Source organism: Basilea psittacipulmonis DSM 24701, assembly GCF_000743945.1.
Taxonomy (GTDB): domain Bacteria; phylum Pseudomonadota; class Gammaproteobacteria; order Burkholderiales; family Burkholderiaceae_B; genus Basilea; species Basilea psittacipulmonis.
Genome location: NZ_CP009238.1, coordinates 1,591,249 through 1,617,597, shown reverse-complemented (window position 1 = coordinate 1,617,597; position 26,349 = coordinate 1,591,249). Strand labels below are relative to the sequence as shown.

Here is a 26,349-nt window from a genome sequence, read left to right as displayed (position 1 = left end):
ATGAGCATCAAACTTATCACAAGGGTGTTAGAGAGCAAAATAGGGGACAGCACTAAAAAGCTTATTTTGTTGAAATTGGCAGATAATGCCAATGATGAAGGTTATTGCTATCCGAGCTATGCTGACATTGCTAGGCAGTGTGAGGTATCTCGTCGTACAGTCATTCAGCATATCAAACAAATGCAAGCGTTAAAAATGCTAACTGTGTTTGAAAGAAAAACTAATGATGGACGTGGTAGCAATGTGTATCAATTGCACCCTGAAAATTGGAAGCAGATACCTAGTGAAAATATTGCACTAGGTGGTGAAAAAATTGCACTAGGTGGTGAAAATTTTGCACTAGGTGGTGAAAATTTTGCACTAGGTGGTGAAAATTCTGCACTAGGTGGTGAAAATTTTGCACTAGGTGGTGAAAATTCTGCACTAGGTGGTGGTGAAAAAATTGCACTAGGTGGTGAAAATTTTGCACTAGGTGGTGAAAATTTTGCACTAGGTGGTGAAAATTCTGCACCACCTAATGAAGAAATTACACAAGAAAGTGGTGAAAATTCTGCACCACCTAGTGAAAAATCTGCACTAGGGGTGGTGAAAATTTTGCACCCAGAACCTATATATATAAATAATAATATAGTAGATAATAATATAAATAATATAAATAATATAAACGCGCGCGAGAAAAACTCGCACGCTGTTCACCTCACCCCCGTTAAAAACTCACCAAAAAAATCAACCAAAGATCTGCTTGTCCAATTTGGCATCACTGGGCAACTTGCTGACGACTTTATTGCTCATCGAAAATCAAAAATCACTGAGACCGCTTTAAGAGGCTTTGAAAACGAAGCACAAAAAGCAGGGCTAACAACAGAACAAGCAATTAGGATTGCCATTGAACGCGGTTGGCAAGGGTTTAAAGCGTCATGGAATTGGCAAGACTCTAACAACCAATCCAAAGGTAAGTCAACGTTGGGCAAATGGAATAACTTTACCAAAGAGTATTACGGCAATGTGCCAGTAGTAGGAGATTTTTAATGAAAACGTTACTAGAAGTATTTAATTCGCCAAATTTTAGCGTAGTTACAGGCACGTGTGAGGTGCATGGAGCGTACGAGAATATCGCGTATAAGGACGATAAAGGAGAGTGTCCTAAGTGCCGTAAAGAACGTTTGGAGCAGGAAGAACGTGCAGCTAATCGACTTTTGTTAAAAACTCGTTCTCAAAGAATTGCGAATATTCCTGAACGTTACATAAACAAAAATTTTGATAATTTCGTGGTAAATAGTCCCGAGCAGTTACAGGCAAAAGAGATATGTCAGGTGTTTGCTAATGAGTTTAAAGACCATGTAGGACGTTCTCTCATAATCTCTGGTGGTGTAGGGGCAGGAAAAACTCACTTGGCACTAGCGATCTTGAATACATTGATTGATAGGTATCTTGATGGTATTTCATGCTACTTCACGACTGTAACGGATGTTGCAAACCGAATTAAAGACTCATGGGAGCGTCGTAAAGGAGTGGATTACCAAGAAACGGAATGGGATATTATGCGTAAGCTAGAAAAACCCTCGTTGCTAGTGTTAGATGAAGTAGGCATTAATGACAGTGACTTTGAGAAGTCTAGACTTTTTTCGTTAATCAATAGCCGATATAACGCGAATAAAGCAACCATTCTGGTGACCAATTTAGAAATTAAAGAGTTGTCTAATTTGTTGGGAGAAAGAGCAATTGACCGTTTGAGAGAAGACGGTGGCAAGCTGATTAACTGCGTTTGGGGAAGCTACAGGAGTAAAGCATGAGATTGACATCACGAGAATATCAAGCCCTCGTTCAGCAAAAAGCAAGCATTAAAAGAAAGCTCAGTAGAAGCAGAAAAGAAAGTGTCCTTGAGAAGATGTTTGAACAGCAGTTAAAAGCCTCTGATTTGAGTTTTGAACGTGAGTTTAAATTTCACCCAACTCGCAAATGGAAGTTTGACTTTGCGATGCCTGAAAAGAAAATTGCAGTGGAAATTGAAGGCGGAGTATGGACAAATGGTCGTCACACTAGAGCCAAAGGTTTTATCGCTGACTGTGAAAAATACAACACAGCCACGTTAATGGGCTGGCAGGTGTATAGGTTTACGGGACAGGAAGTTAGAAGTTTATCCGCTTTGAATTGGGTATTGGAGGCGGTCAATGCAAGAGATTAAGAAACGAACAAAAGCTGAAAAGTGGCATGGTAATGACTGGATATTTGAATCAATTCAAATTGTTTGCATACTGATTGTGGTATGCATATTGGGTTGCATAGGGGCTTATATTGACTAAAAAAATACCGGTTTCAGAGTCGGGTTGCCGGGTGGGGGAAGGTCATCCGAAGTCAAAACTGACAGACAAGCAGGTTGATGAGATAAGAAGTCTACACGAGGATGAAGGGCTTTCTTATCAGCAACTGGCTTGTCGGTTTGGTGTGTCAAAAAATACGATTGCATCGATTTGCACTTATAAGAGACGAGCAACTTTAACGTTTGAATGGAGAGCATTAAATGGCAGTGGAAAAATCAAAAAGCAAAAAGTCCAAGTCTGGACCAGTTGGGAAAATTAAAAAAGGCAGGCCTACTCAATACAGCAAGGAGGTGGCCAATAAAATCTGTGAGCAGTTAGAACAAGGGTTGAGCTTAAAGCAGATTTGCGAACAAGCTGATATGCCTGTGCGATCTACCGTGTATTTGTGGTTAAGAGAGTATAGCGATTTTTCGGACAACTACACACGAGCAAGGGAAGTTCATGCTGACCTTATTCATGATGAACTGTTGGAATTAGTGGATAACATTCCAGAGGATTTTGCCAGTATCGCTAAAGCACGTTTGCAAGCCGATACGCGTAAATGGGTTTTAGCCCGCATGTCGCCTAGAAAGTATGGCGATACAAGCAAGATTGAGCTAACAGGCAATGAAGGCGGTCCAGTAGAAATTAGCGAAACGGTCAGACTTTCGCGACTAAATTCATTGTTGGCCAAAGCCAAGAAACGAGGTTACCGTGAAGAATCTTGATGAGTTAATGCAGTACTTGACCCCCAGTGAACAGGAAGAGTTATTGGACTTGCTGGATACAGATACAGCAATTTGGCGACCTTTGCCCGGACCACAAATGCAGGCGTATGATTCAGAAGCTCAAATCATTGGCTACGGTGGTGCAGCAGGAGGCGGTAAAACGGATTTGGCGTGTGGTAAAGCTTTAACGCAACATCAAAAGGTAATGATACTTCGCCGAGTAGGTACAGAGTTGACAGGCGTAACCGATCGCCTAGAGGAATTGTTAGGTAATACTGAAGGCTTTAATTCTACTAAAGGAGTATGGCGACCGCCTTCGATTCCGGGGCTACAGATTGAACTAGGAGCAACGCCTAATCCCGGTGACGAAAGTAAGTATCAAGGTCGTCCGCACGACTTATTGGTTTTTGATGAGGCGACTAACTTTTTGGCTCATCAAGTACGCTTTTTGCTGGGGTGGCTAAGGACAACCACGCCTGGACAGAAGTGTCAAGCACTGCTCACCTTTAACCCACCGACAACTGCTGAGGGTAGGTGGATTATCGACTTCTTTGCACCTTGGTTGGATAAAAAATTCCCCAATCCCGCACAGTCAGGCGAGATTCGTTATGCGGCGAGTTTGCCTGCGGACGATGCACATCCTAACGGCAGAGACCTTTGGCTAGATAGGTCGGATGAGTTTGTACTGATTGACGGTGAGCCCGTTTATGGTTTTGACAGAGGCCAGTACGATGCTACGCAAATCATCAGACCCATGAGTAGAACGTTTATTCCGTCACGAATCACGGATAACCCTTATTTGCTGAACACGGGCTATTTGACAACTTTGCAGGCATTACCAGAACCTTTACGCTCACAGATGTTAAATGGCGACTTCTCGGCGGGGATTGAAGATGATGTGTATCAGGTTATCCCAACGCACTGGGTGGAACTAGCACAATCTCGTTGGCACAAACCTAGTCGACTGCCACCTATGGACTCAATGGGCGTAGACATTGCTCGTGGTGGCAAAGACAGCACGGTTATCGCTAGACGACATGGGATGTGGTTTGATGAGCCGATTGCTTACCCGGGCACACAAACCCCAAACGGACCTCAGACTGCAGGATTGATTATCGCATCAAGACGAGACGATGCGGTGATTCATCTAGACGTTATTGGTGTAGGAGCAAGTCCATACGACTTTATTCAAGAGATGGGCATACAAGTGGTTGGCGTAAACGTTGCAGAGTCCGCCACCCAGACTGATGAATCGGGTAGGTTGCGATTTAAAAATTTACGCTCACAGCTCTGGTGGAAAATGCGAGAGGCGTTAGATCCAGCTAACAATACAGGAATAGCATTGCCTCCAGACAGTAAATTACTGGCTGATTTATGTGCACCCAAGTGGAAAATGCAAGGCAATGTGATTCAGGTTGAAAGCCGAGACGAGATTATTAAACGAATCGGACGATCGCCAGACTATGGTAGTGCCTACATCCTCGCGTTGATGGATACGGCTAAGCTTAAAGTCTTGCAAACGTTAAGCCGAACCAGCAGTCAATACAACCCTTACGCCAAAACCAATCAAGACTACGACCCCTATGCACAGCCTTACTAAAGAGGGGGTGTGCATAGGTGTATTTTTACCCATTAATATGCAATCAAGAAAGAGGATTTTTTATGGTAACGATACGAGAGTTGACGATGGATGAGCTATTTAATCATCCAGATTTTGAAGAAGTAGTGGAGCAATACACTCAAGATGGTGGGCGAGCTCCTTTATATGGTCCTGTCAACAAAGAAGCGTATCGGCATTTAGAAAAGTCAGGTTTAACACGTGTGTTAGGGGCTTTTGGAGACAATAGATTAGTGGGTGGGTTAATACTAGTCTTTAGCAAGACGCTTCACCACAGTCAACTTATTGTCGCAACGGATGCGTTTTTTGTGAGTCCATCTGCTAGAAAAGGTGGAGTGGGCTTACGCCTTTTGAAGCAAGCTCAAGAGTTGGCCAAAGCGTGTGGGGCGGTAGGTGTCTTTGCAAGTGCCCCGATAGGAGGTGCTTTAGAAAAAGTACTTCCTCGTCATGGGTTTAAAGCAACGAACACCTTTTACTTTAAGGAGCTTTGATGAATCTTCCTAGCACGATAGTCGTACCCAGTATGACCGATGAACAAATCGAAAAAGTTCATCAGGTTGAAGAAAAGTTAATGGAGCTTGAGCAAATTGAGATTCCTACGCACCACGTGATTCATGCGGGCATGTATGCAAGAACCATCAAGATTCCAGCTGGAGCCATTATCACTGGGGTGTTGATTAAAAGAAGCACTTTGTTAATCGTTCAAGGCACCACCACGGTGTATGTGGGCGATAAGGAGATTTTTGTAAATGGATATCAGGTTCTGCCAGCAAGCAAGCATCGTAAGCAGATGTTTATGGCACACGAGGATACGTACTTAACCATGATCTTCCCAACACAAGCTAAAAGCGTGCAGGAGGCAGAAGAGGAGTTTACTGACCAAGCTCATCTACTTGCTTCACGCTCATCAGATTTAAACACCATTGTCATTACAGGAGAATAGTTATGTCAGGAGTTATTATGGGAGCGATGGCTGTAGCTGCAGTCGCCTCTGCAGGGATTGCCTACTCAAACGGTCGACAGCAAGCTAAAGCGGCTAAACGTGCGTCTATTCAGCAACAACAGCAAGCTCGTCAGCAGGCTGATGCGGCTGCTAAAGCACAACGTCAGCAAGAGATGGAATTTAACCGAGCCAATCGTAAGGCACCCAATGCCGGAGCGATGTTAAGCTCTGCACAACAGGCAGGAGCTCAAGGCTTAAGTGGCACCATGCTAACAGGTGTACAAGGCGTAGGACAAGACCAGTTGCAATTAGGCAAGCAGTCTTTGCTTGGCTCAAACAATACTTTGGGTGGGTAATTCATGGTACAAAGTCCTCGCAAGCTTATTGAACAACGTTGGCAACAGCTAAAGAATGAGCGTGCTAGCTGGGACTCGCACTGGCAGGATATCGCGTCACACTTACTGCCACGTTCTGGTCGTTTTGGGAAAGACAGACGAAATGATGGTAGTAAAAAGCATAACCTTATCCACGATAGTACTGGGACGCGAGCACTGCGAGTATTGTCTGCGGGACTTATGGCGGGAATGACAAGCCCTGCCCGCCCATGGTTTCGATTAACAACTTCTGACGCAACATTAGATGAGTCAGCTAACGTTAAGCTTTGGCTATCTGATGTTACACGTTTAATGCAGATGGTGTTTGCCAAGAGTAACACGTATCTGGCTTTGCATTCTTGTTATGAGCAACTAGGAGCGTTTGGCACGGCATGTACCATCGCCTTATTTGACTTTGATTCAGTGGTGCATCATTATCCCTTGTCGATCGGGGAGTATGCTTTGGCTACAGACTATCGAGGAAAAGTCAACACGCTTTATCGTGAGTTCGATATGACGGTTGCTCAAGTCGTCTCGGAATTTGGGCTTGAGGCATGTAGCACTCGTGTTAAGAATTTATACGATAGAGGTTCGTTAGACCAGTGGGTGACGGTTGTTCACGCGATTGAACCCAGAAGCGATAGGAATACGAGCAAAAAAGACAATAAAAACATGCCCTTTAAGTCGATCTACTTTGAGCAAGGGCAAGAGGATGAATACAAATATTTAAGGGAATCAGGTTTTGAGCAATTCCCTGCCTTATGCCCACGATGGCTCAAAGAGTCAGGTGACGTGTATGGTATGAGCCCTGCGATGGAAGCGTTGGGTGATATTAAACAACTGCAACACGAGCAAATGCGTAAGGCTCAAGGGATTGATTATCAGACAAAGCCGCCACTGCAAGCTCCTACTAATTTTAAAAACTCAGGCATTAATCTATTGCCCGGAGGCATTACCTTTGTGGATTCAGCCAGTGCTACAGGTGGCGTGCGTACCGCTTTTGAAGCTCAAATTAATTTGAGTTATTTACTTGATGATATTCGTGATGTGCGAAGTCGCATTGAAGCAAGCTTTTACGCGGATTTATTTTTGATGATTGCCAATAGCGACAGACGACAAATGACCGCTACTGAAGTGGCAGAACGCCATGAGGAAAAGCTATTGATGTTGGGTCCAGTGCTAGAGCGGTTACACAATGAAATTCTACATCCGCTAATTGACATCACGTTTGCCCGTATGGTGGAGGCCGACATCGTGCCACCGCCACCAGAAGAGTTGCAGGGTATGAACCTTAATGTTGAGTTTGTCAGCATGTTGGCTCAAGCACAACGAGCGGTGGCTACTAACAGCATTGACCGTTTCGTGAGTAACTTGGGTGCGATCGCGAGTATGAAACCTGAGGTGCTAGATAAGCTTGATGCGGATAAGTGGGCAGATATGTATTCAGATATGTTAGGGGTTGACCCGGAACTAATCGTCCCAAGTGACAAGGTAGCTTTGATTCGCGAACAAAGAGCACAAGCCCAACAGCAAGCTCAGCAAATGCAAGCCATGCAACAAGGGGCAGATATGGCCAAGACGTTAAGTTCTGTTAAAGGCGAAGGTCAAGAAGGGCTAAGCGGTGTGTTAAGTGGCTTAACAGGCTATACGTAGAGGGGGTGTGCATAGGTGGAAAATAAAGACGTAAATTATCAACATGACGAGCTAGAAGTCTTAAAAGAGCAAGAGGATATCGAATGGCTGATGTCGCATTTACAAGGCCGTCGAATTGTTTGGCGACTTCTAGAGCGAATGGGGGTGTTTCGACTGTCGTTTAACGAGAACCCATTGCACATGTCGTTTTTAGAAGGACAACGTAACGAGGGGTTGCGTTTACTGAATTTGGTTATGGAACATTGTCAAGAATCGTATTTTGCGATGACACGAGAAAACGGAGTAAAAGATGGAAGAAGACACATTACTGGGTACTGAAACAGCAGACACTGCTGATAGTCAAGAACAAGTCGAGTCGCCAACTAGCCAAGAACAAAAAGCGGATGCTGGTCAGCCAACTCAATCTCAAACTGAAGAGCAAAAGCCTGCTCAAGAACAAGTACCAGAGAAGTACGAGTTTAAACCTGTTGAAGGAAACGAAGTGGCTCCCGAGGTGCTTGAGCATTTTTCAGGTGTGGCAAAAGAACTAGGCTTATCCCAAGATAAGGCACAACTTGTATTAGACCGCATGGCCCCGATGTTACATGCTCGCCAGCAAGAACAAATTGCACAAGTGCATCAAGACTGGGCTAACCAGTCTAAAGCGGATAAAGAGTTTGGCGGAGAATACTTACAGGAAAATCTTTCTTATGCAAAACGAGCGATTGACGCGTTTGGTACGCCTGAGTTTAAGGAGTTATTAAACGCCTCGGGTATTGGCAATCACCCAGAAGTTATCCGCTTTTGTGTGCGTGCTGGTCGCCGTTTAGCAGAAGACAAAATGGTTCAAGGCGGTACTTCGACCAATCAAGCAAAGCGAATTGCTTTTTACGATAACTCTCAAATGAATTAACTTTAAGGAGAAACTATGGCTGTTTTATCAACTCAAAACCCTACGCTAGCCGATGTGGCCAAGCGACTTGACCCCGGTGGTTCGATTGACCAAATCGTTGAACTGCTAAACGAGACTAACCCTATCTTGCAAGACATGACGTTTGTGGAAGGTAACTTGCCAACAGGTCATAAAACCACTGTTCGCACGGGATTGCCCGCTCCGACATGGCGTAAGCTGTATGGCGGTGTTCAACCTGCACGTTCAACTACTGTTCAAATCACAGACAGCACAGGTATGTTAGAAGCCTATGCTGAAGTGGATAAAGCGTTAGCAGACTTAAACGGCAATACAGCTGCGTTTCGTTTAAGCGAAGACCGTGCGTTCATCGAAGGTATGAACCAAGAGATGGCCAGCACCATCTTCTATGGCAATGAAAGTTCAGAACCTGCCGCGTTTACGGGCTTTGCTCCCCGCATTGATAGTAAGTCTGCTGGTAATGCTGACAATATTATCGACGCAGGTGGCACAGGTAACAACAACTCTAGTATCTACTTGGTTGTTTGGGGGCCCAATACGGTACACGGTATCTATCCCAAAGGTTCTAAAGCAGGTCTTTCTGTTAAGGATTTAGGTGAGGTTACTGTAGAGAATGCAGATGGTAAAGGCGGTCGTATGCAGGCATATCGCACGCATTATCGCTGGGACGCAGGTTTGTGCGTTCGCGATTGGCGTTACTTAGTGCGTATTGCCAACATCGATATGCAAGCGTTAAAAGCGGCTAACGGTGTGGAGTCCGCTAAGAAGTTGATTAACTATCTCATCCAAGCAACGGAGCGTATTCCTCAACTTAACCTTGGTCGTCCTGCAATTTACCTAAACCGCGAACTACGTACGCATTTACGTTTGGGTATTCAAGAGCGTATTGCAAGTAATTTAACTTGGGAAACCGTGGCAGGTAAACCTGTGCTGACTTTTGATGGTATCCCTGTTCATGCGTGTGATGCGGTATTAAGCACAGAAGCACGAGTTGTGTAAGGAGGTTAATATGGCTATTATTGATTCACGTTTGGTTTTTTCTGATAAGCAAAACGCTACGGCAAATGGTGTATCGACTAACACCATTGACTTGGGTTCTGATCGCAACATCGGTGTCGGTACACCTTTGTATGCGGTAGTGCAGTTAGTGTCTAATGCTTCTTCTGCGATTACGGTGGCTCTTGAATCAAGTAAGACGGAAAACGGCACTTACGATACGTTGGGCTCTATCGTGATTCCTGCAGGTGCTAAAGCAGGTAATGCGTATAGCTTTGGCGTACCTAACCAGAACAATCGTTATCTACGATTGAAGTACGGTGCGGTATGTCAGGTTACTTCGTACTTGTCACTTGCTCAACCAGCTAGTCATACAGCTTATCCTGCTACCTAAAAGGAGAAAGTGATGATTGAAGTGCTTGCGTTACAGGACGGCTTTTATGGTGGCGTATTGCGTAAAAAGGACACTACCTTCATGGTGGATAGTTTTGATGAGGCCGGTTGGTTTGTGCCCGTTGAACGTACGCAGTTTGAGCCACCTAGTGAAGAGCTAACTGAACCTAAAGTAAAAAGTAATTCCCGCAAAAAGTAAGTACTTGGTGCGTTTAAGGGGGCCATAATCGCCCCCTCTTTTTTCAAAGGAATATTATGGCTTCCGAAGTTGATATTTGTAATTTAGCCCTTTCTCGAATTGGCGATAACGCAACGGTCTCTAGCATTAACCCGCCAGAAGGTTCCATGCAGGCAGAGCACTGTCAACGCTATTATCCGATGGCAAGAGACACCATGCTGGAACTGCATAACTGGCATTTTGCTACGCGAGAGACCACCCTAGCTAGACTGGTTCAAGATTCAGATGATGATTTAGAACAAGCGGTATTTGTGGTGCCAGCTAACACGATTAAGGTTATTGCGGTAAAAGGGCTTAACGGACAGGTCTTGCATTACCGTCAGGAGACTAACGAGCAAGGCGAAAGAATAATCTACTGCGATGCCTGCCACGAAGAGGTCAAGATTCATTTTATTGAACGAATCACAGATACCACGCGTTATAGCCCTTTGTTTGTGGATGCATTAGGATGGTTGCTGGCGTCTCATTTAGCAGGACCCATTATCAAAGGCACAGAAGGTATTAAGATTTCTCAAAGTTGTGTGAACGCCTTTAATATCGCGATGAGTAAGGCGGTGGTGTCAGACAGTAACCAACAACGCATTGGGCTAGAACACTGTCCAGATTGGATTCAAGCAAGAATGTAAGAGGGATTGGAGATGGCTAATTTTAAAATCTTTCAACGATCTTTTGCCGGTGGAGAAGTGACACCTGAATTGTTTGGTCGTATCGATGATGTAAAGTACGTAACGGGGTTGGCTGTTTGTCGCAACTTCATTCCCAAACCTCATGGCCCCATTACTAATCGCCCGGGCTTTGCTTTTGTGCGAGAGGTGAAAGATTCTAGCAAAAAGGTGCGACTCATTCCGTTTACCTTTTCAACTACTCAAACCATGGTGATTGAGTTTGGGGCGGAATATTTTAGATTTCATACGCATGGGGCGACACTACTTAAAGATGGACAGCCTTATGAAATTACCAACCCCTATCAAGAAGAAGACTTGTTTGATGTGCATTTTGTACAATCTGCTGACGTGTTGACATTGGTACACCCTAACTATCCACCTAAGGAGCTAAGACGAAAAGGGGCGACTAACTGGGAATTGGTTGATATTAAATTTAATAGCTTGTTGGCGCCACCGGAGAACGTGAGGGTAGGAACAGGAGGGGGAGAAGAGAAAAAAGACGAAAGAGATACCAGTAAAACGTATGAATATTTTTTAGTCAAGAGAACGAGTAAAGGAGTGGCTATATCCGATCGCGTTTCTGTTAAGACTAATTTAGATATGCCCGGAGCCTATAATGTAATTAACATTACGGACACTAATCCTGATGGGGCTACTTATGATTTGTATCGAGTGCTTAAATGGAATCGTTTTGGAGCAAGAATCGGAATAGCAGGTCCATATATCGAGAGCTACGCCCTTGTAGGAAGTGCTACACTTAATAGCATTACGGATAATAATGTTCAAGGACTGAAGTTGGTAGAACCTGTGATTAGGTATGATGCACCTTCCCAAAGGCAACCTTTCGGAAATAAGCATGTATCCTATCCCGACCTTCCTTCGCCCAGCGGAAACGTAACAAAGCCCACGTTCACCATCAAAGCAGAGGGCAATCAAAAAGTAAAAAATACGGACTATACGTACTCGTATGTGGTGACTTCTGTTGACGCGAACCAAGCAGAAAGCAAAGCCTCTAAACCCGCTACTGTGCAGTCTAACTTGTATGTTACAGGTGTAAAAAATAGAATCTCTTGGGAAAAGGTGGAAGGGGCGGTACGCTACCATGTGTATAAGCTTCAAAGTGGTGTTTATGGTTATGTCGGTCAATCGGATACCTTATCGTTTGAAGATGATAACATCGATGCAGATTTAAGCACCACACCACCACTTTATGATGATGTGTTTAATGGCCCAGGAGAATATCCGGGTGCTGTGTCTTACTTTGAACAAAGACGATGTTTTGCGGGTACGATTAATAAACCGCAGAATATTTGGATGACCAAAAGTGCTACCGAGTCCAATATGTCGTATTCTCTCCCTGTGAGAGATGATGACCGTATTGCGTTCAGAGTAGCGGCACGAGAGGCTAATACCATTCGTCACATTATTCCTTTAACGCATTTAATTCTATTAACCAGCTCAGCTGAATGGACGGTGACTTCTGTGAACTCTGATGCCATTACACCTAAGTCCATTAGCGTGAGTCCTCAATCCTATGTAGGAGCAAATAACGTTCAACCTATTATCGCCACCAACTCGATTATTTATGTGACTTCACGAGGTGGGCATGTTAGAGAGCTGGGCTACAACGCTCAAGCTCAAGGGATTATCTCTGGCGATTTAAGTCTGCGTGCTCCCCATTTATTTGATGGCTTAGACATTAAGGATATGGCCTTTACGCAAGCCCCACAGCCAATTGTTTGGTTTGTCTCATCTAACGGAAAGCTTTTAGGCTTAACTTACGTGCCCGAACAGCAGGTAGGAGCTTGGCATTGGCATGATACAGATGGCATGTTTGAGTCATGTACGGCCGTGACAGAAGATAATGAGGATGTTCTGTACACTGTGGTTAAACGAAACATCAACGGAAAAACGGTACGATATATCGAACGAATGTCTGCTTTTTTATTTGGTAATCAAGAAAACGCATTCTTTGTCGATTCGGGCCTTTCGTATTCTGGTGTGCCTATTAAAGAGTTGACAGGACTGGATCATCTTGAAGGTAAGAAACTAAACGTGTTAGTAGATGGGTCAGTTCACCCGCAGTGTGTGGTTAAGGATGGGAAAATTGCATTGAACGTTGCGGGTTCTGTTATTCATGTTGGTTTACCGATTGTGTCGGACATGCAGACTTTACCTATTGCAGTTCAGCTAGATAATGCCTATGGACAAGGACGTGTTAAGAATATTAATCGGGCTTGGCTACGTGTTTATCAATCCTCTGGTATTTGGGTGGGTCCTGATGAAGATAATCTCAGAGAATATAAACAGCGACGCAATGAGCCGTTGGGTTCTGCAACCAAGCTGAAAACAGGGGAGGTCGATGTATTGACTACGCCCAGTTGGACGGATGGTGGTCAAGTTTTCGTAAGGCAAACAGACCCACTGCCATTGACGATTATTTCACTGACGGCAGAAGTGACTGCAGGGGGATAAATCAATAACAGGGGGTGTGCATAGCTTTCATTTAATCGCCTACAGTAATAATAAGTTAATCATATTGTAGGTGCTTAAAATGGGAATGGATGCAAGTATGTACGGTTCCATTGCAGGTATGTTATCTGATGGAGCCGGTGCGTATTTTGGCGCAAAGACCAATAAATATAATCTTCAAGGTCAAGCTGCGGTCGCAGAAGCTCAAGCAAAAATTCAAGAACTTAATGCTCGAAACGCAGAGCTTACCGCTCAATCCACTTTGGCCAAAGGTCAGCACGAAGTGGCTCAATTAACGCTACAGGCGGGTCACTTAAAAAGTGCTCAGCGAACAAGGTTAGCCGCAAACGGTGTGGACATTGGCTACGGTTCTGCCGCAGAAATTCAAGCCAGCACTGACCTAATGAAAGAAGTGGATATGAATACGATTAAGGCTAACGCATTGCGAAGTGCGTGGGGTCATCGTATGCAAGCCCTTAACTATAAAGCTCAAGCCTCAAGTCTAAGGACAGAAGCGGGGAACCTGCGAGCCAGTGCTAAACGTATCAATCCTTGGATGTTAGCCGGTCAATCGATTTTGGGTTCAGCTACCAAGATTTCGGAAGACTATTTAGGTAAGCAAAAAGAAGCGAAAAAACAAGAACAAATTAATTTAAGCAAAGCTAACGCTAGTGACGACCCGATTGGCACTTACATTAAATTGTCAGACCTATCTAAGGATTAAGCTATGCCAAAGATTCCTACCTATGATAATTATCAAGTCACTCCCAATACCGTTTCTACGCCTGAGTTAAGAGCTTCACGCTTTGTTAGCACAGACACTCAAGCGTCCGATCAAGCTAGGGCGGTGGGCAAAGATTTAATGGAGATGAGCCTAAAGTGGCGAAATGTTGCCGACCAAGTAAGGGTTGATGAAGTCACGACCGCCTTAAAAGAATATGAATTGACCCGCACGTACGATAAGGACGTGGGCTTTAACAATATCAGAGGAGCAGATGCCTTATATCGCCAAAGCGAGAAATCTTTGTCACAAGAGTATAGCGATGACTATCAAGCAGAAGTTGAGCGATTAGCTAACACTCTGGGCAATGAACGTCAAAAGGCTTTGTTTTTAGACTATGCCCAAAAGCAACGAGTGGCGTTTGAGGGGCGTATTATGGCTCACGAAAGTAGCGAGTTTAATACCTACTCACAGTCAATTGTAGAAGGTAAACAAGCAACCGCTATGCGAGAGCTAGCCTTATCGTATTACGACCCACAAGCAAGAGCTCAAGCGTTAGAGACGATTGAACGTCAGGTGGTTTGGCAAGCACAACTGCAAGGTAAATCTGCCGAATGGGTGAATGCTCAAAATAGAGAGTTAATGACTAAAGCCCACAAGGTGGTATTAAGTTCAGCCTTAAACGAAGGAGATTTAGCCTTTGCCAGTAATTACCTAAACCGCTATGCCGATCAGATGAGTGCAACAGACTTACTGGATATGCGAGAGAAGATTGAACAAGGTATTGATATTGAGGCTTCTAATTATGCTGTTGGGCAAGCTTTTGATACGTTTAAAACTCGCATCAACCCTAATGGCTTTGAACAAGTATGGTCTGCTTTAATAATGCAAGAGTCAGCAGGAAAACAGTTTGATGATCAAGGCAATCCGTTAAGAAGTAAAGCGGGAGCGGTAGGTATTGCCCAAGTAATGGAAGCTACGGGGGAAGCCACTGCTAAAAAGTATGGCATTAAATGGGATAAAGAACGTTTTGAAAATGATGCGGAGTATAACGCTCACCTTGGCCAATTGTTCCTTAAGGAGCAGTTGACGACGTTTAAAGGCGATGTGGTAATGGCTTTAGCTGCTTACAATGCGGGACCGGGTAGCGAGAAAAGTGGTAAGGGTGTGCGGGGTGCGATTGCTCGAGCAACCCAAGCAGGCGAGCCTGAAAACTGGTTGAGCTATACGCCAAAAGAAACACAAAACTATGTGGCTTCGATTTTAAAAAATGTAAATAAGCAAAAGAAACGCACATATGAACTTGGTGAGATGCCTAGCTTAGAGGAGTTTAAAGCGGTTGCCCACGACCTTGCAGGTTCAACACGATACCCTAAACGTCAGGCTATTGTTGACAACTTAGTACAAAAGCAGTACCGAGTCTATCAACAAGAAAGAAAAGACGAAGAAGAAAAGCGGATGAAGGCGGTTTATCAATCGGTAGAAGAGTATGGCAGTTTTGCTAACTTACCTGCCGAGGTGGTCAATCTCATTCCACCGGGCAGACGAGATGAAATCATCCGCTATTCTGACGCCCTTAATAAAGGCGTGACAGAATCGGATGCTGAAACGTATCTGAAGTTAACGGATGATGCGTATTTGAAGTCGGTGTCTGAGTCAGAGTTTCTGGGCTTAAAAGCAAAGCTTGCTGACAGTGATTGGAAGTATTTTGCTAAACGCAGAAAAGAAGGTGAGGGCCCATCTCGATCACCCGATAAGCTTGACCACTCGGCTATTCAAGCGACACTCACCAATCGACTGCAATCTTTAGGCATTAACACTTCGAGTAGTCCAAAAAATAGCGACCTCGAAACGGTTGCTCGAATTACTAGGATTGTGAACGAACGTGTGATGGCAGAACAAATTCGTCAGAACAAACAACTCAGCGAACGAGAAATTATTAGCGTCATCAATAACGTGTTTGGTCAGCAGTTTGTGTTCCGACACACAGGGGGCCGGCTAAGTAAAAAAAGAATTACAGAATTTGATTCTGTTGGGGATATTCCTGAACGTCACCGTAAGGTTATCGAAAAACACTTTAAGGACAAAGGAATAGCGTACTCCGACGAGGACGTTATTAATGCTTATCTAAACATGGGCTTTGAGCTAGAACAGTAAGAGAGGATTAGTAAATGGAAAAGGCTTTAAACGAGCAATATGAGGTTGATGTAGACAAACAGGCAACTGAACTTGGGGCTACCACCGCAGAACTTATTTCTGCCACAAAGAAAAAACAAGAAGAGGACAAAGCCTATTGGGAAGGCGTCATGAATAGCATGAGGGAGCTTGATAAATGGGAGGCTGAGCAAGAAAGAATCGCTAATGAACGAGAGCGAGAAAAAGAGCTTCAAGCAAAAATTAAAATGCAAATTGCAACGCTTCAAAATGCTGAACAAGAAGCCGAGTATAGGAAAATAGCCAAGGCATTGAATAAGCCTATTTGGTATGTTCGTGAGAACTATGAGCAGGCTAAGATGTTAAGTACGGATACCTCTTATGTAGAGCGTTCTAAAAAAGTTAGAGACTTTTTAAACATCCCTGATATGGTGGATATCGCTCATGACGATGTAGAGAATTTATCCGCGATGGCTTCTATCACTGAAGGTGTCACTAACGCAGGAAAGGCTACAGTAAAAGGAGCAGCCAAGTCTGGACAGGACTTATTAGTAGGTGGAGCCGCCTTGCTCAACGGTTGGGTGGGTGAAAACTTTGATACTCCCATTAGATTTCTGTTTGGCGATAATCCGTTTTTAAGAAACGAAGCAGGATTCAGAAAGATGCACGCCACGATGAGAGCAGGTATAGAACAAATCCTACCCACCCCTCAAAGTGCTATATATTCTGCTTTTGAATCGGTCGGTTATATGGTTCCTTCTTTGACCGTTGGATTCCTGACGGGCGGGGCCACTCTGGGAGCAAGTGCTAGTACAACGGCAATGGCTAATACCGCCACTGCTTTAATGGGAGCGGGGGTAGCTTCAAGCTCCTATCTTGATGCACGTGATAGAGGGCTTAGTGCAAACCAAGCACTGATTTATGGGCTAGGCCAAGGGGGTATTGAGATTGCCACTGAGAGGATTCCTGCTAAAGTCTTTTTTAAAAATATCCAAGTAGGCTCGCCATTTTATAAATCCATCATCAATCAGCTGTCCTCTGAAATCCCTAGTGAACAGGTGGCCACTATCTTTCAGGACTTGAACGAATGGGCAACGCTGAATCCAGAAAAGCCATTTAGTGAATACTTGGCTGAACGACCCGAAGCTGCGTATAACACGCTAGTCTCTACCGTAGTGGCCACTGGTGTGATGGGTGGTGCAGGACATGTGATTGGTCGTGTTATTCATAAGAATGAACAAAAGCATCAATCTGCTAATAAGACCATCGTGATGGCCAATGCGATTCATGAGATGTCCAAAGTAGCAGTTGACTCAAAATTAAGAACGCGTGACCCTGAAGCCTTTAAAGACTATGTAGCGAGTCTCTTTGGTGACACAGATGTTCAAGAGGTCTATATCAGTGGCGAGCTATTGCAACAGTCTGGCATTGCTCAAGATTTGGTTAAAGAAAATCCTGAGTTTGCAGAGAAATTGAATTTAGCGATTAGCACGGGTCAAGATGTGAAGATTCCGATTACGGATTACGTCACTCATGTGGCTACGCATGAGAACGCTGAACAGTTAGCTGAGCATATTAAGATTGACCCCGATGGCATGACGGTGAAAGAGGCTAAGGAGTATTTGCCTAAAGCTGAGGAAGAGTTAAAAGCGTCTATTGACCGAGCGATAGAGGCGGACAATCAAGAACGCGTTCGTCTAGTGAATGAATCCGCCCAACGTCTAGAGGCTAAACTTACCGACCAAATTACCGCTACTGGGGTGTATACACCTGACGTGGCTAAGGCACAAGTAGCCCCTATAGTTTCGATGTATAAGGCAACTGCTGAACGTTTAGGTATTACACCTGAGGAATTGTTTGAACGACACCCTGTGCAGATTCAAGCAGGTGTGGTTAATACTGCAGGATATGAGCAGGCGTTAAAGAATAGTCCACCACAAGGATGGGTGCATGTTGATCGTAACGACCGTAGTGCAGTGGCATCTTTATGGCAAGGCAATAGCTCATCTAATGCTGTGTTTTGGACAGATGAAGGAGGAAAGCTAGGCGATTTAATCCCTAGTTTAAAAGGATATTCTGTATCTATTGATCGTTCTGCAGTTAAACATATTAAAAAGAAACATGGTGATTCTGAATCAGAACAATCCAGAGGACAAGTTGCTATAACAGAAAAAGATATTGCTATCATTCCTGAAATTGTACGTGATTTTGACGATATTCAATTTAGTGATATTCCCGGAACCCACACAAAGCGGATAGCTTTTTCAAAGAAAGTGGATGATGGGGTGCTTGTATATATTGCGGATTCTAGCAAGAAAAAGCAAGATTTAAGAACGGTAACAATGTGGAAGTATCCTTCAACGGCCAATGCCCACAAAGTGTTACAACACGCTGTGCCCCTGTTAAACCTAACGTCCGAAACGAAAGAAGGCATATCCCACATTACTGAAGATGTTAGCTCAAATAACAGTGAAAGTCAATATTATCAAGGCGATATTAATACTGTTGAGAGTACATCCTTTACAGAAACAGCCAATAAATACGGTGGTAAGCAGGCCTATGAGCAAGCTAAAAGTCAAGGAAAAACCGAATTGACTTATGAACAATGGGTGCAGGTTAGAACACCTGAGTTTAAAGCTTGGTTTGGCAATTGGGAAAAACCAAATAAGAAAACATCAAAGGTGGTCAATCCAAGAACGGGCGAGCCTTTGGTTGTGTATCACGGTACCGGTCATGCTCCGTTTGACACATTCACCATGGACTTTATGGGGAAAAATGGGACGGCTGATGGACGAGGACATTACTTTACATCAGACCCGAACTTTGCCAATTTATACACCAGCGAAAATGGGCATGTGTTTTCTGTATTTCTTAATGTGCCCACCGTATTTTCGAATGATAAAGTCACACTCAAACCGACTGCCATTAAAAAAATTATTAAGCGTATCGATGAACTTAACGGTGACGAAACAGAGGTCGGCTTTTTGAGTAACTACGATGATGTAGCCTATTCCGGTGAAGCGGCCGCAATGAGAACTGCCTTGGAATATTTGTTAGAGGAAAATAGTAACGATGTTGATGTTATTAATGAGATGATAAACATCAACGGAATGAGTGCTGAGCAAACGTTACAAGCCGTTAGTGAAGTTCTAGGAGCGACAGGAAGTATTATTAATCAAGCCGACGGTAGTCAGCATTTCGTTGTTAGTGGATCTAATCAGATTAAATCTGCTGTAGGTAACGTAGGTACTTTTAGTAAAGATAATCCTAATATCTATTACCAGCTTGATGAGCGTATCAATTCAGATTTTGCCAAGGCGGTGGATAAAGCTTTTACAGACCCAAAAAGTCAAGGTGCTGTTAAAGTGGGGAAAACTCCTGCCGTCCTTAAAATGCTAGGATTGCCTGATACCAAGGTCATTATTACGCATCAAGTATTACATAAAGTAATGGGCGGTAAGCACAATGTTTCACCCGAGGTGTTGAAACGCCTACCCAAAGAAATCAATAATCCAGTAGCGGTAATGAAGTCTCATACCAAAGAAAATAGCTATGTGGTTTTGACTGAGTTGTTGGAGCAAGAAAATGGGGTTGATAAACCTGTTATTGCCGCATTGCATTTAAAACAAACAAAAAGTGGTTTTGAATTAATTAATATTGCTAGTGTTTATGGGAGAAGTAAGTCACAGATTCAGACAGGGTTAAATGAGGATTTATTGTATTTGAACAAAGAAAAAGGTTCTCGGCTGGCAGATACCCTTGGGCTTCAATTGCCCGCACCGTACCTGAATCTAGAAAAACTAGATTCCGAGAACCTTGTTACTGATAATGTTAAAACAGAATCAGATTTAAATCAATATATTACACAAAACTCGTTGCGTCAGGACAACGATTCTCCCCGAGGTGCGTTTAACCCAGAGTCTAACACTATTCATCTATTCCAAAAAGCGGACTTCTCAACACTGGCTCATGAGATGGGGCATGCTTATTTAGAGATGAATAACAAGATTGTGAATGAGTTAATTAGCCGACCTGAGGGTTCATTAACAGAGCAAGAGCAATCTATGGTAGATGACTTTAATACCACGCTGAAATGGTTTGGTGTTAAAGACATTCAAACGTGGAATAGCATGAGTATTGAGCAAAAACGTGAATATCATGAGCAGTTTGCAAGAGGCTATGAAGCGTATTTATTTGAAGGCAATTCGCCTAGTGTCGAAATGAGCGGTGTGTTTGCTCGCTTTAGTGCATGGTTAAAGTCTATTTACAAAAACATTAAGTCGCTGAATGTTGAGCTTAACGACGAAATTCGCGGTGTATTTGATCGCATGATTGCAACGGAATCGCAGATTGAGATGATGGAGCAAGCTCGTCAGATGATACCGCTTTTTGAAACGGCAGAACAAGCAGGTATGACACAAGAGGAGTTTGCACACTATCAATCGTTAAATCAACAAGCAAGCGAACAGGCTAAGGAAGAATTGGGTAATAAATCCGTTCGTACCATGAAGTGGTTAGGTAATGCGAGAGGTAGAGCGTTAAAGAATCTTCAAGCTCAGGCAAAAGGATTAAGAGCGGAAATTGCCAAAGAAGTTACCCCACAAATCATGCAACAACCGCTGTACGTGGCGTGGACATTCTTGACGGGTAAACGCAATGGCGACCATCCTTCTGCCCGATTTAACCGACAAGAGATAGCTCAGAAGTATGGTAAAGATAGCGTGATTTATCAGAAGTTAGATAAACATCGCATGATGACGAATGATGGTATGACCGCAGATATGGTGGCAGAATTACTGTCGTATGAATCTAGTGACCAACTCATTCAGGAGTTAGCTACTGCGATGAGTCCACAAGAAGCGATTGAGGCAACGGTAGACCAATTGATGTTAGAACGCCATAGTGAGTTTGCGACCGAATCAGGTATTGAAGCATTAGCAGACCAAGCGGTGCATAATGAGTTACGTCAGAAAATGGTCGCTATGGAGCTAGGAGCTTTTGAACGAGCTACAAAAGGCGTGAATAGCAAGTCTAGTCTTTTAATGAAGGCGGCTAAATCCATTGCCACAAATATACTTAACAAACAACGTATTCGTGATTTGACACCGGGTCAGTATGCGAGTGCTGAAACAAGGGCAGGCAAGCTGGCCATGCAGGAATTGAAAAAAGGCAATACGGATAAAGCGGCGATGTTTAAGCGTAATCAGTTGCTAAATAGCGTATTAACGCGTCAGGTCTACGATACCAAAGAGCAGATTTATAAAGACCTGAAATACTTGCGTAAGTTTGATAAGGATAGTATTCGCAAGAAGATTGACCGAGAACATCTTGACCAAATTGATTATCTTTTAAATAAGATGGATTTAAGAAGTTCTCGCACGCTTGCTGACATTGACCGAAGTCAACAACTTGCGAAATGGGTGGAAGAACAAAGGGCTCAAAGGCTAGATCCAGATATCGATGCGGTCACACTTGATGCGGCTCAAAAGACAAGTTACAAGAACATGACGGTAGAAGAGTTTAATGCGTTTGTAGATGCCATTAAACAGATAGAACACCAAGGCAAGTTAAAGCGACAGTTGTTACTGGAAAAGAGTCGTCGCACTTTTGAAGAACGTCGTGATGAAGTGGTCAGCAGTATCTATGAACATGCAGGCACTAAAAACGTTAACAATCGCTCACCAAGTGGCGTATGGGCGACATGGTTTGAGAAAGTTCGGAAGTTTGGACAAGCCCACATCAAGACGGCTATTCAAATGCGAATCATGGATGGTGGTCGTGATGGAGGCCCGTTGTGGAATTTGTTTATTCGCACGGCCAATGAAAGACAAACTTGGAAAACCACTAAAACAGCTGAGCTAACGAAAAGGCTGTACGATTTACTTGAGCCTATTAGTAAAGCAGGTGGGTTTGGTAAAAAAATCCATATTAAAGAGATTAACGAGTCATTGACTAAAGAGCAGATTTTTATGGTGGGGTTGAACGTTGGGAATGACGGAAACCTGCAACGTTTAATGTCTGGCGAGAAGTGGAACGAGGCTCAGCTACAAGCCGTGTTGTCGCACTTGAGTAAAGAAGATTGGGACGCTATTCAAGGTATTTGGGATACGTTTGAGTCGTTACGTCCAGAGATTGCCGCTAAAGAAAAAAGACTCAATGGTAAAGAGCCTGACTGGATTGAGACTCGTTCGGTTGTGACACCATACGGTACATATCGTGGGGGGTATTTCCCGATCAAATATGACCCTGCTCAATCTCAATCTGCCGACAGTCATTTTTCTGCAGAAGATGGCAAGCGTGCAATGCAAGCGGCTTATACGGCCAGTACCACACGTCGTAACTTTATTAAGTCTCGCGTGGATGTGGTTGAAAATAGACCGCTACTGCTTCAGATGTCTGTTGTGTACTCTGGGCTAAATGATGTTGTCCATGACCTTGCGTGGCACGAGTGGTTAATTGATACGAATAGATTATTAAGAGATGCCCAAATCGATAAAGCCATTCGTGATAAGTACGGTGCCGTTGTTCTTGCTAATATTAAAGGGTGGGTGTCTGCGATTGCTGAGGGCGATCACAAGTCGGGTTCGGCATGGGACGCTGCGTCTAGTTTTGTTCGCAAGAACGTCAGTGTCGCATCACTAGGATTCTCGTTCTGGTCGGCTATTCAACAGCCCATTGGTTTGACCCAATCGGTGGTTCGTGTCGGCGGTAAATGGGTGGTGCGAAGCACTAAATCTTATATGGCCAATCCTGTTAAGATGACGCAAGCGGTACGTGAAAAATCAGTGTTCATGGCCAACCGCAGTAAAACTTATATGCGAGAGTTAAATGAGTTGAATAACGTCATTAGAAAACGCAGTAAGCTTGATGAATTTAACCGTAAGTATGCCTATAGCTTGATGATGCTGACGCAAGGAATGGTGGATACGATTACTTGGAACGCCGCTTATGAAAAGGCGATTGCTCAGGGGGTCGATGAGAAAACAGCGATTGCTTTATCAGACCAAGCAGTTATCGACTCGCAAGGTGGCGGTGAGACAAAAGACTTGTCTGCCATTGAACGCGGTAGCCCTACTGAGAAACTGTTTACTGTGTTTTATTCATTCTTTAACACGCAATTAAACTTGGCATACTCAAGTGCGAAGAGTAAGCAAGCGGTATTGGCTAAGGTTAAAGACTTCTCATGGCTTTATTTGGCACCTGCGATTTTAACGGTTATGCTCAAAAGTGCGGTGACACCGAGTGATGATGACGATGAGGATTCTTTGTGGTTAGCGGTGTCTAATGAATTGACAGGGCAGTTAATCAGTCAATTTGCTTATATTAGAGAAGCACAAAGTGCATGGAACGCCCTTTTTGGACAATCCGCTATTAGCTACTCAGGTCCTGCAGGGTTACGCTCACTTAAAACATTAGAAAACGTTGCCACTCAAATAAGACAAGGCGAGTTGGACGAGGGTTTAGTAAGGTCGTTAGTAGATTTAGCAGGTAACGCTAAGGGCTTACCTTCTGTGCAAATCAACCGTACGATCAAAGGGGTAGACGCTTTGATGGAAGGCGATACAAGTAACCCATTGGCTATTTTCTTTGGCTATAAAGGCAAGTAAGAGTAGGGGGTGTGCATACGTTAAAAATTTAAGGCTATTCTGCATGTATAGAAATTAATGTGTGGAGTAGTCTTAAATGGCCGTATCAACTTCTACTAGGCGGGCAGGCCCTTACTTAGGGAATGACTCGCAAACCCAATTTGCATTTAGCTTTAAATGTTTCGATAAAACCGATTTACACGTGGTCAAAACACAAGATGACCAAGACAAAGACTTAGTGTTAGACCGCGATTACACTGTGCTTTTAAATGCTGAACAGGACAATACACCTGGTGGAACGATTGCTTTAAAAGCACCGTTAAAGAAAAAAGAGAAGCTTACCATTATTAGCAATCGAGCTTATAACCAGACGCTTGAACTGACTAACCGCGGAGGCTTTTATCCTGACGTGATTAATGATGCCTTTGACCATGTGGTGATTTTGATTCAGCAATTATTAGAAGCTGGAAAACGGGGTATTAAAATCGCGGTATCGTCTAACAATGATGTGAACACCACCTTGCCTATCGGCAAACCTAAACAACTAATTGGGTGGGATGATGAAAGTCAAGGGCTGGTGAATTTTGACCCAGAGTTTATCACTGAACAATGGCGAGCTTCTATTACAAAAGCTTCAAGAGAAGATACGCTACAGTATTTAAAAGAACGTGGATTTGCACCTGATAGATTGCTTAGCGATGAAGTTAGTGATGAGGTGCAACTACAACTAGGACGATACGGTGTCACTAAAGATAGTACCTTGGCTGACTTAGTGAATAAGTTTGCCGTGGCACACTTAAAGAAAAGGGGCTTTGGGGAAAATGAAATCTTTGCCAACCTTATTACGGATGAGGTTAGAGAACAGTTAGAGACCTTTGGGGTGTCTGCTTCCCAAACGTTATCAGATGTCGTATATGGTTTTGCCCAGAAATACTTAACGGATAGAGGATTTAAGGCGACTGAGAATCTACATCAAGTCTCTATTGAGGCCGCTAAAAAAGTATTAAAAGCGTTTGGGGTGTCTGAGGAAACACCGCTGAGTCAAGTGGTGGGAGAAGAAGCAGGAAAATACCTCAACCAAAGAGGATTTAAGCAAGACGGTAATATCGCTACTATTGTTCGAGAAGCGGTAGATGAGCATATTAAATCGTCAGGTGCACAAGCTTCTGGAGTGTTAATGGAGGCTATCGATCAAAGTGTCCGTACAGCGGTCACCGATCAAGCTATCGACCCCTCACGCATTCGAATTCCTTGGCGTAATATCGAAGATGTGCCTGAGAAAATGAGTAATCCTGATTTGTATTTTGTTTACAAATATAGTATTTCTGACGAAGTTGAAGAAAGCACACCTGGGTGTGTGGCTTCTTCACGAGCTGTTAACGCAGTCTACAGAATCGCAAAAGAAGCTTATGACCGCCAGCTTGAACAAGCAAGTACAGATCAAGCTGGTATTGTTCTTTTATCTAATGAGGTGGACCTTGAAGCAGAAGATACTGCAGCTACTTCCTTAGCAGTTAAGAAGGTTTATGATGAAACGAAAAAAGTAGGGGTGCCGGTCGGTAGCATTCAAACCTTCCTTAAAAACATTTCTCTCCCAGAAGGCTATCTACCTTGCGATGGTTCTTTTGTAACTAGTAGTGAATATCCTGATTTAGTCGATGCATTAGGTACTGACATGTTACCGAATCTGACAGCATGGAGTGAAAACGCTCCTTTCGTATGGGGCATTAAAGCCTACGGAGAAATTGTTAACGAAGGTGAACTAAACGCAGGGGCGTTAGCTCAACAGCTAATTAATAAACTAGATAAGCAGGGCGGAACGGTTGGTAATTTGACCGTTCAAGAAAATTTAATTGTTGACAATGAGATTCGTGTTAAAGGCAAGTTAATCAGCGAAAGCTGGTTAGAAGGCTCGCATCTTGCAGTAACAAGAGGAGCGAATAGCTGGGGAGCCTGCCAGTTTAGACAAAGGGATAGAGACGATCATTGGATATTAGAATTTAACCCAGCTTCTGACGTAGAGCCTCGATTTAATTTTAAGTATGTTAAACCCGGCGAAAAAACTAAAAACGTAGCGTTTCCAAAAGTAGAAGCCGAACGTGAAGCAGTTGCCTATCAAAGCTGGGTGAACAAACAATTAGGCATGAAATCCGAAGTGGTGTGGGAGGGGTCGGCGACGGTGTCTAAAAGAGCTTTTAATCCTCCTGGTAATAAAACTCTTTTTGGAAATGAGCTTATGTCGCTTGAGTTGAATTTATCAAAAAACCCGCATGGGCGTATTGTTACGATTGATTTTACAACATCGAGCGGAATAGCAATTACAGACAATGACAATTTTGTAAGGCGAGTATCGTTTTTCTTGCCTCCACCAATTGAGGGTAGAGAAGAAACTGGAAGCTGGTACTGTCAAACAGATATTTGCGATCTTAATACATCCTCGTTGGATGCGTTTAGTCGTCTTGTCTCTAAACCTGCAACAGCACGAGGAGAAAGAAATCATCTGTCTTGTCTATCAGCGGGTACGAATTCTGTTATTTTTGCCTCGAAAACCCCGCTTGTATTTAAACGTGTCAGTATTCATTATTGGGGGAGTTAGTC

The 26,349-nt window shown here is 43.6% G+C and carries 20 protein-coding genes; all 20 read left to right on the top strand.

Features of this window, described 5'->3' with window-relative positions; translation table 11 throughout:
* The 20 genes from IX83_RS08655 (at position 1) to IX83_RS06805 (ending at position 26,347) form a co-directional block, all read left to right on the top strand.
* Positions 1 to 1,029 (top strand): helix-turn-helix domain-containing protein, encoded by a 1,029-nt coding sequence (locus IX83_RS08655; protein ID WP_051919491.1) that lies wholly within the window; start codon positions 1 to 3, stop codon positions 1,027 to 1,029.
* Positions 1,029 to 1,793 carry an ATP-binding protein gene (locus IX83_RS06900; RefSeq protein ID WP_051919488.1) on the top strand — a complete coding sequence of 255 codons (765 nt, stop codon included), beginning with the start codon at positions 1,029 to 1,031 and terminating at the stop codon, positions 1,791 to 1,793. The genes IX83_RS08655 and IX83_RS06900 overlap by 1 nt, the downstream gene beginning before the upstream one ends.
* On the top strand, positions 1,790 to 2,185 hold the full coding sequence (locus tag IX83_RS06895) for a DUF559 domain-containing protein (RefSeq protein WP_038500684.1): 396 nt from the start codon (positions 1,790 to 1,792) through the stop codon (positions 2,183 to 2,185). Before IX83_RS06900 ends, IX83_RS06895 begins: the two co-directional genes overlap by 4 nt.
* A 336-nt stretch (positions 2,186 to 2,521) precedes the next feature.
* Positions 2,522 to 3,028 carry a terminase small subunit-like protein gene (locus IX83_RS06890; protein ID WP_051919485.1) on the top strand — a complete coding sequence of 169 codons (507 nt, stop codon included), beginning with the start codon at positions 2,522 to 2,524 and terminating at the stop codon, positions 3,026 to 3,028.
* Positions 3,015 to 4,628, top strand: a complete 1,614-nt coding sequence (locus IX83_RS06885) for a terminase (RefSeq protein ID WP_201770238.1) — start codon at positions 3,015 to 3,017, stop codon at positions 4,626 to 4,628. The genes IX83_RS06890 and IX83_RS06885 overlap by 14 nt, the downstream gene beginning before the upstream one ends.
* 62 nt (positions 4,629 to 4,690) lie before the next feature.
* The gene (locus IX83_RS06880) at positions 4,691 to 5,137 is read left to right on the top strand and encodes a GNAT family N-acetyltransferase (RefSeq protein ID WP_038500681.1); all 447 of its coding nucleotides are present in this window, start codon (positions 4,691 to 4,693) and stop codon (positions 5,135 to 5,137) included.
* A complete protein-coding gene (locus tag IX83_RS06875) occupies positions 5,137 to 5,589 on the top strand; it encodes a hypothetical protein (RefSeq protein ID WP_038500678.1) in 453 nt (150 codons plus the stop codon). Before IX83_RS06880 ends, IX83_RS06875 begins: the two co-directional genes overlap by 1 nt.
* Positions 5,590 to 5,591: 2 nt before the next feature.
* The gene (locus tag IX83_RS06870; RefSeq protein WP_038500675.1) at positions 5,592 to 5,945 is read left to right on the top strand and encodes a hypothetical protein; all 354 of its coding nucleotides are present in this window, start codon (positions 5,592 to 5,594) and stop codon (positions 5,943 to 5,945) included.
* Between the two features lie 3 nt (positions 5,946 to 5,948).
* Positions 5,949 to 7,616, top strand: a complete 1,668-nt coding sequence (locus tag IX83_RS06865) for a portal protein (protein ID WP_038500672.1) — start codon at positions 5,949 to 5,951, stop codon at positions 7,614 to 7,616.
* Between the two features lie 15 nt (positions 7,617 to 7,631).
* Positions 7,632 to 7,934: a Bbp19 family protein gene (locus tag IX83_RS06860; protein WP_051919483.1), complete on the top strand. Its 303-nt coding sequence runs from the start codon at positions 7,632 to 7,634 to the stop codon at positions 7,932 to 7,934.
* Complete coding sequence (locus IX83_RS06855) at positions 7,906 to 8,508, top strand: hypothetical protein (RefSeq protein ID WP_051919481.1); 603 nt, start codon at positions 7,906 to 7,908, stop codon at positions 8,506 to 8,508. Before IX83_RS06860 ends, IX83_RS06855 begins: the two co-directional genes overlap by 29 nt.
* Positions 8,509 to 8,523: 15 nt before the next feature.
* The gene (locus IX83_RS06850; protein ID WP_038500669.1) at positions 8,524 to 9,525 is read left to right on the top strand and encodes a major capsid protein; all 1,002 of its coding nucleotides are present in this window, start codon (positions 8,524 to 8,526) and stop codon (positions 9,523 to 9,525) included.
* Positions 9,526 to 9,535: 10 nt separating this feature from the next.
* Entirely contained in the window at positions 9,536 to 9,916 is a 381-nt protein-coding gene (locus tag IX83_RS06845) for a Bbp16 family capsid cement protein (protein ID WP_038500667.1), read from the top strand.
* 12 nt (positions 9,917 to 9,928) lie between these two features.
* The gene (locus tag IX83_RS06840) at positions 9,929 to 10,114 is read left to right on the top strand and encodes a hypothetical protein (RefSeq protein WP_038500664.1); all 186 of its coding nucleotides are present in this window, start codon (positions 9,929 to 9,931) and stop codon (positions 10,112 to 10,114) included.
* 56 nt (positions 10,115 to 10,170) lie between these two features.
* On the top strand, positions 10,171 to 10,779 hold the full coding sequence (locus tag IX83_RS06835; protein WP_038500661.1) for a hypothetical protein: 609 nt from the start codon (positions 10,171 to 10,173) through the stop codon (positions 10,777 to 10,779).
* 12 nt (positions 10,780 to 10,791) lie between these two features.
* Entirely contained in the window at positions 10,792 to 13,293 is a 2,502-nt protein-coding gene (locus IX83_RS09095) for a hypothetical protein (protein WP_051919478.1), read from the top strand.
* 79 nt (positions 13,294 to 13,372) lie between these two features.
* On the top strand, positions 13,373 to 14,014 hold the full coding sequence (locus IX83_RS06820) for a hypothetical protein (RefSeq protein ID WP_174407400.1): 642 nt from the start codon (positions 13,373 to 13,375) through the stop codon (positions 14,012 to 14,014).
* A gap of 3 nt (positions 14,015 to 14,017) precedes the next feature.
* Positions 14,018 to 16,168 (top strand): transglycosylase SLT domain-containing protein, encoded by a 2,151-nt coding sequence (locus tag IX83_RS06815; protein WP_038500658.1) that lies wholly within the window; start codon positions 14,018 to 14,020, stop codon positions 16,166 to 16,168.
* Positions 16,169 to 16,182: 14 nt separating this feature from the next.
* Entirely contained in the window at positions 16,183 to 23,772 is a 7,590-nt protein-coding gene (locus IX83_RS08645; protein WP_051919476.1) for a MuF-C-terminal domain-containing protein, read from the top strand.
* Positions 23,773 to 23,848: 76 nt separating this feature from the next.
* Positions 23,849 to 26,347, top strand: coding sequence for a tail fiber protein (locus tag IX83_RS06805; protein WP_038500655.1), 2,499 nt, complete (start codon positions 23,849 to 23,851; stop codon positions 26,345 to 26,347).
* Positions 26,348 to 26,349: the final 2 nt, after the last annotated feature.

Bases quoted from the DNA above. Each gene is read 5' to 3' on its own strand.
- IX83_RS06805 (WP_038500655.1), top strand. From the start codon at position 23,849: ATGGCCGTATCAACTTCTACTAGGCGGGCAGGCCCTTACTTAGGGAAT.
- IX83_RS06865 (WP_038500672.1), top strand. From the start codon at position 5,949: ATGGTACAAAGTCCTCGCAAGCTTATTGAACAACGTTGGCAACAGCTA.
- IX83_RS06845 (WP_038500667.1), top strand. From the start codon at position 9,536: ATGGCTATTATTGATTCACGTTTGGTTTTTTCTGATAAGCAAAACGCT.
- IX83_RS08645 (WP_051919476.1), top strand. From the start codon at position 16,183: ATGGAAAAGGCTTTAAACGAGCAATATGAGGTTGATGTAGACAAACAG.
- IX83_RS06855 (WP_051919481.1), top strand. From the start codon at position 7,906: ATGGAAGAAGACACATTACTGGGTACTGAAACAGCAGACACTGCTGAT.
- IX83_RS06815 (WP_038500658.1), top strand. From the start codon at position 14,018: ATGCCAAAGATTCCTACCTATGATAATTATCAAGTCACTCCCAATACC.
- IX83_RS06870 (WP_038500675.1), top strand. From the start codon at position 5,592: ATGTCAGGAGTTATTATGGGAGCGATGGCTGTAGCTGCAGTCGCCTCT.
- IX83_RS06900 (WP_051919488.1), top strand. From the start codon at position 1,029: ATGAAAACGTTACTAGAAGTATTTAATTCGCCAAATTTTAGCGTAGTT.
- IX83_RS06840 (WP_038500664.1), top strand. From the start codon at position 9,929: ATGATTGAAGTGCTTGCGTTACAGGACGGCTTTTATGGTGGCGTATTG.
- IX83_RS06880 (WP_038500681.1), top strand. From the start codon at position 4,691: ATGGTAACGATACGAGAGTTGACGATGGATGAGCTATTTAATCATCCA.
- IX83_RS06850 (WP_038500669.1), top strand. From the start codon at position 8,524: ATGGCTGTTTTATCAACTCAAAACCCTACGCTAGCCGATGTGGCCAAG.
- IX83_RS09095 (WP_051919478.1), top strand. From the start codon at position 10,792: ATGGCTAATTTTAAAATCTTTCAACGATCTTTTGCCGGTGGAGAAGTG.
- IX83_RS08655 (WP_051919491.1), top strand. From the start codon at position 1: ATGAGCATCAAACTTATCACAAGGGTGTTAGAGAGCAAAATAGGGGAC.
- IX83_RS06820 (WP_174407400.1), top strand. From the start codon at position 13,373: ATGGGAATGGATGCAAGTATGTACGGTTCCATTGCAGGTATGTTATCT.
- IX83_RS06875 (WP_038500678.1), top strand. From the start codon at position 5,137: ATGAATCTTCCTAGCACGATAGTCGTACCCAGTATGACCGATGAACAA.
- IX83_RS06835 (WP_038500661.1), top strand. From the start codon at position 10,171: ATGGCTTCCGAAGTTGATATTTGTAATTTAGCCCTTTCTCGAATTGGC.
- IX83_RS06890 (WP_051919485.1), top strand. From the start codon at position 2,522: ATGGCAGTGGAAAAATCAAAAAGCAAAAAGTCCAAGTCTGGACCAGTT.
- IX83_RS06895 (WP_038500684.1), top strand. From the start codon at position 1,790: ATGAGATTGACATCACGAGAATATCAAGCCCTCGTTCAGCAAAAAGCA.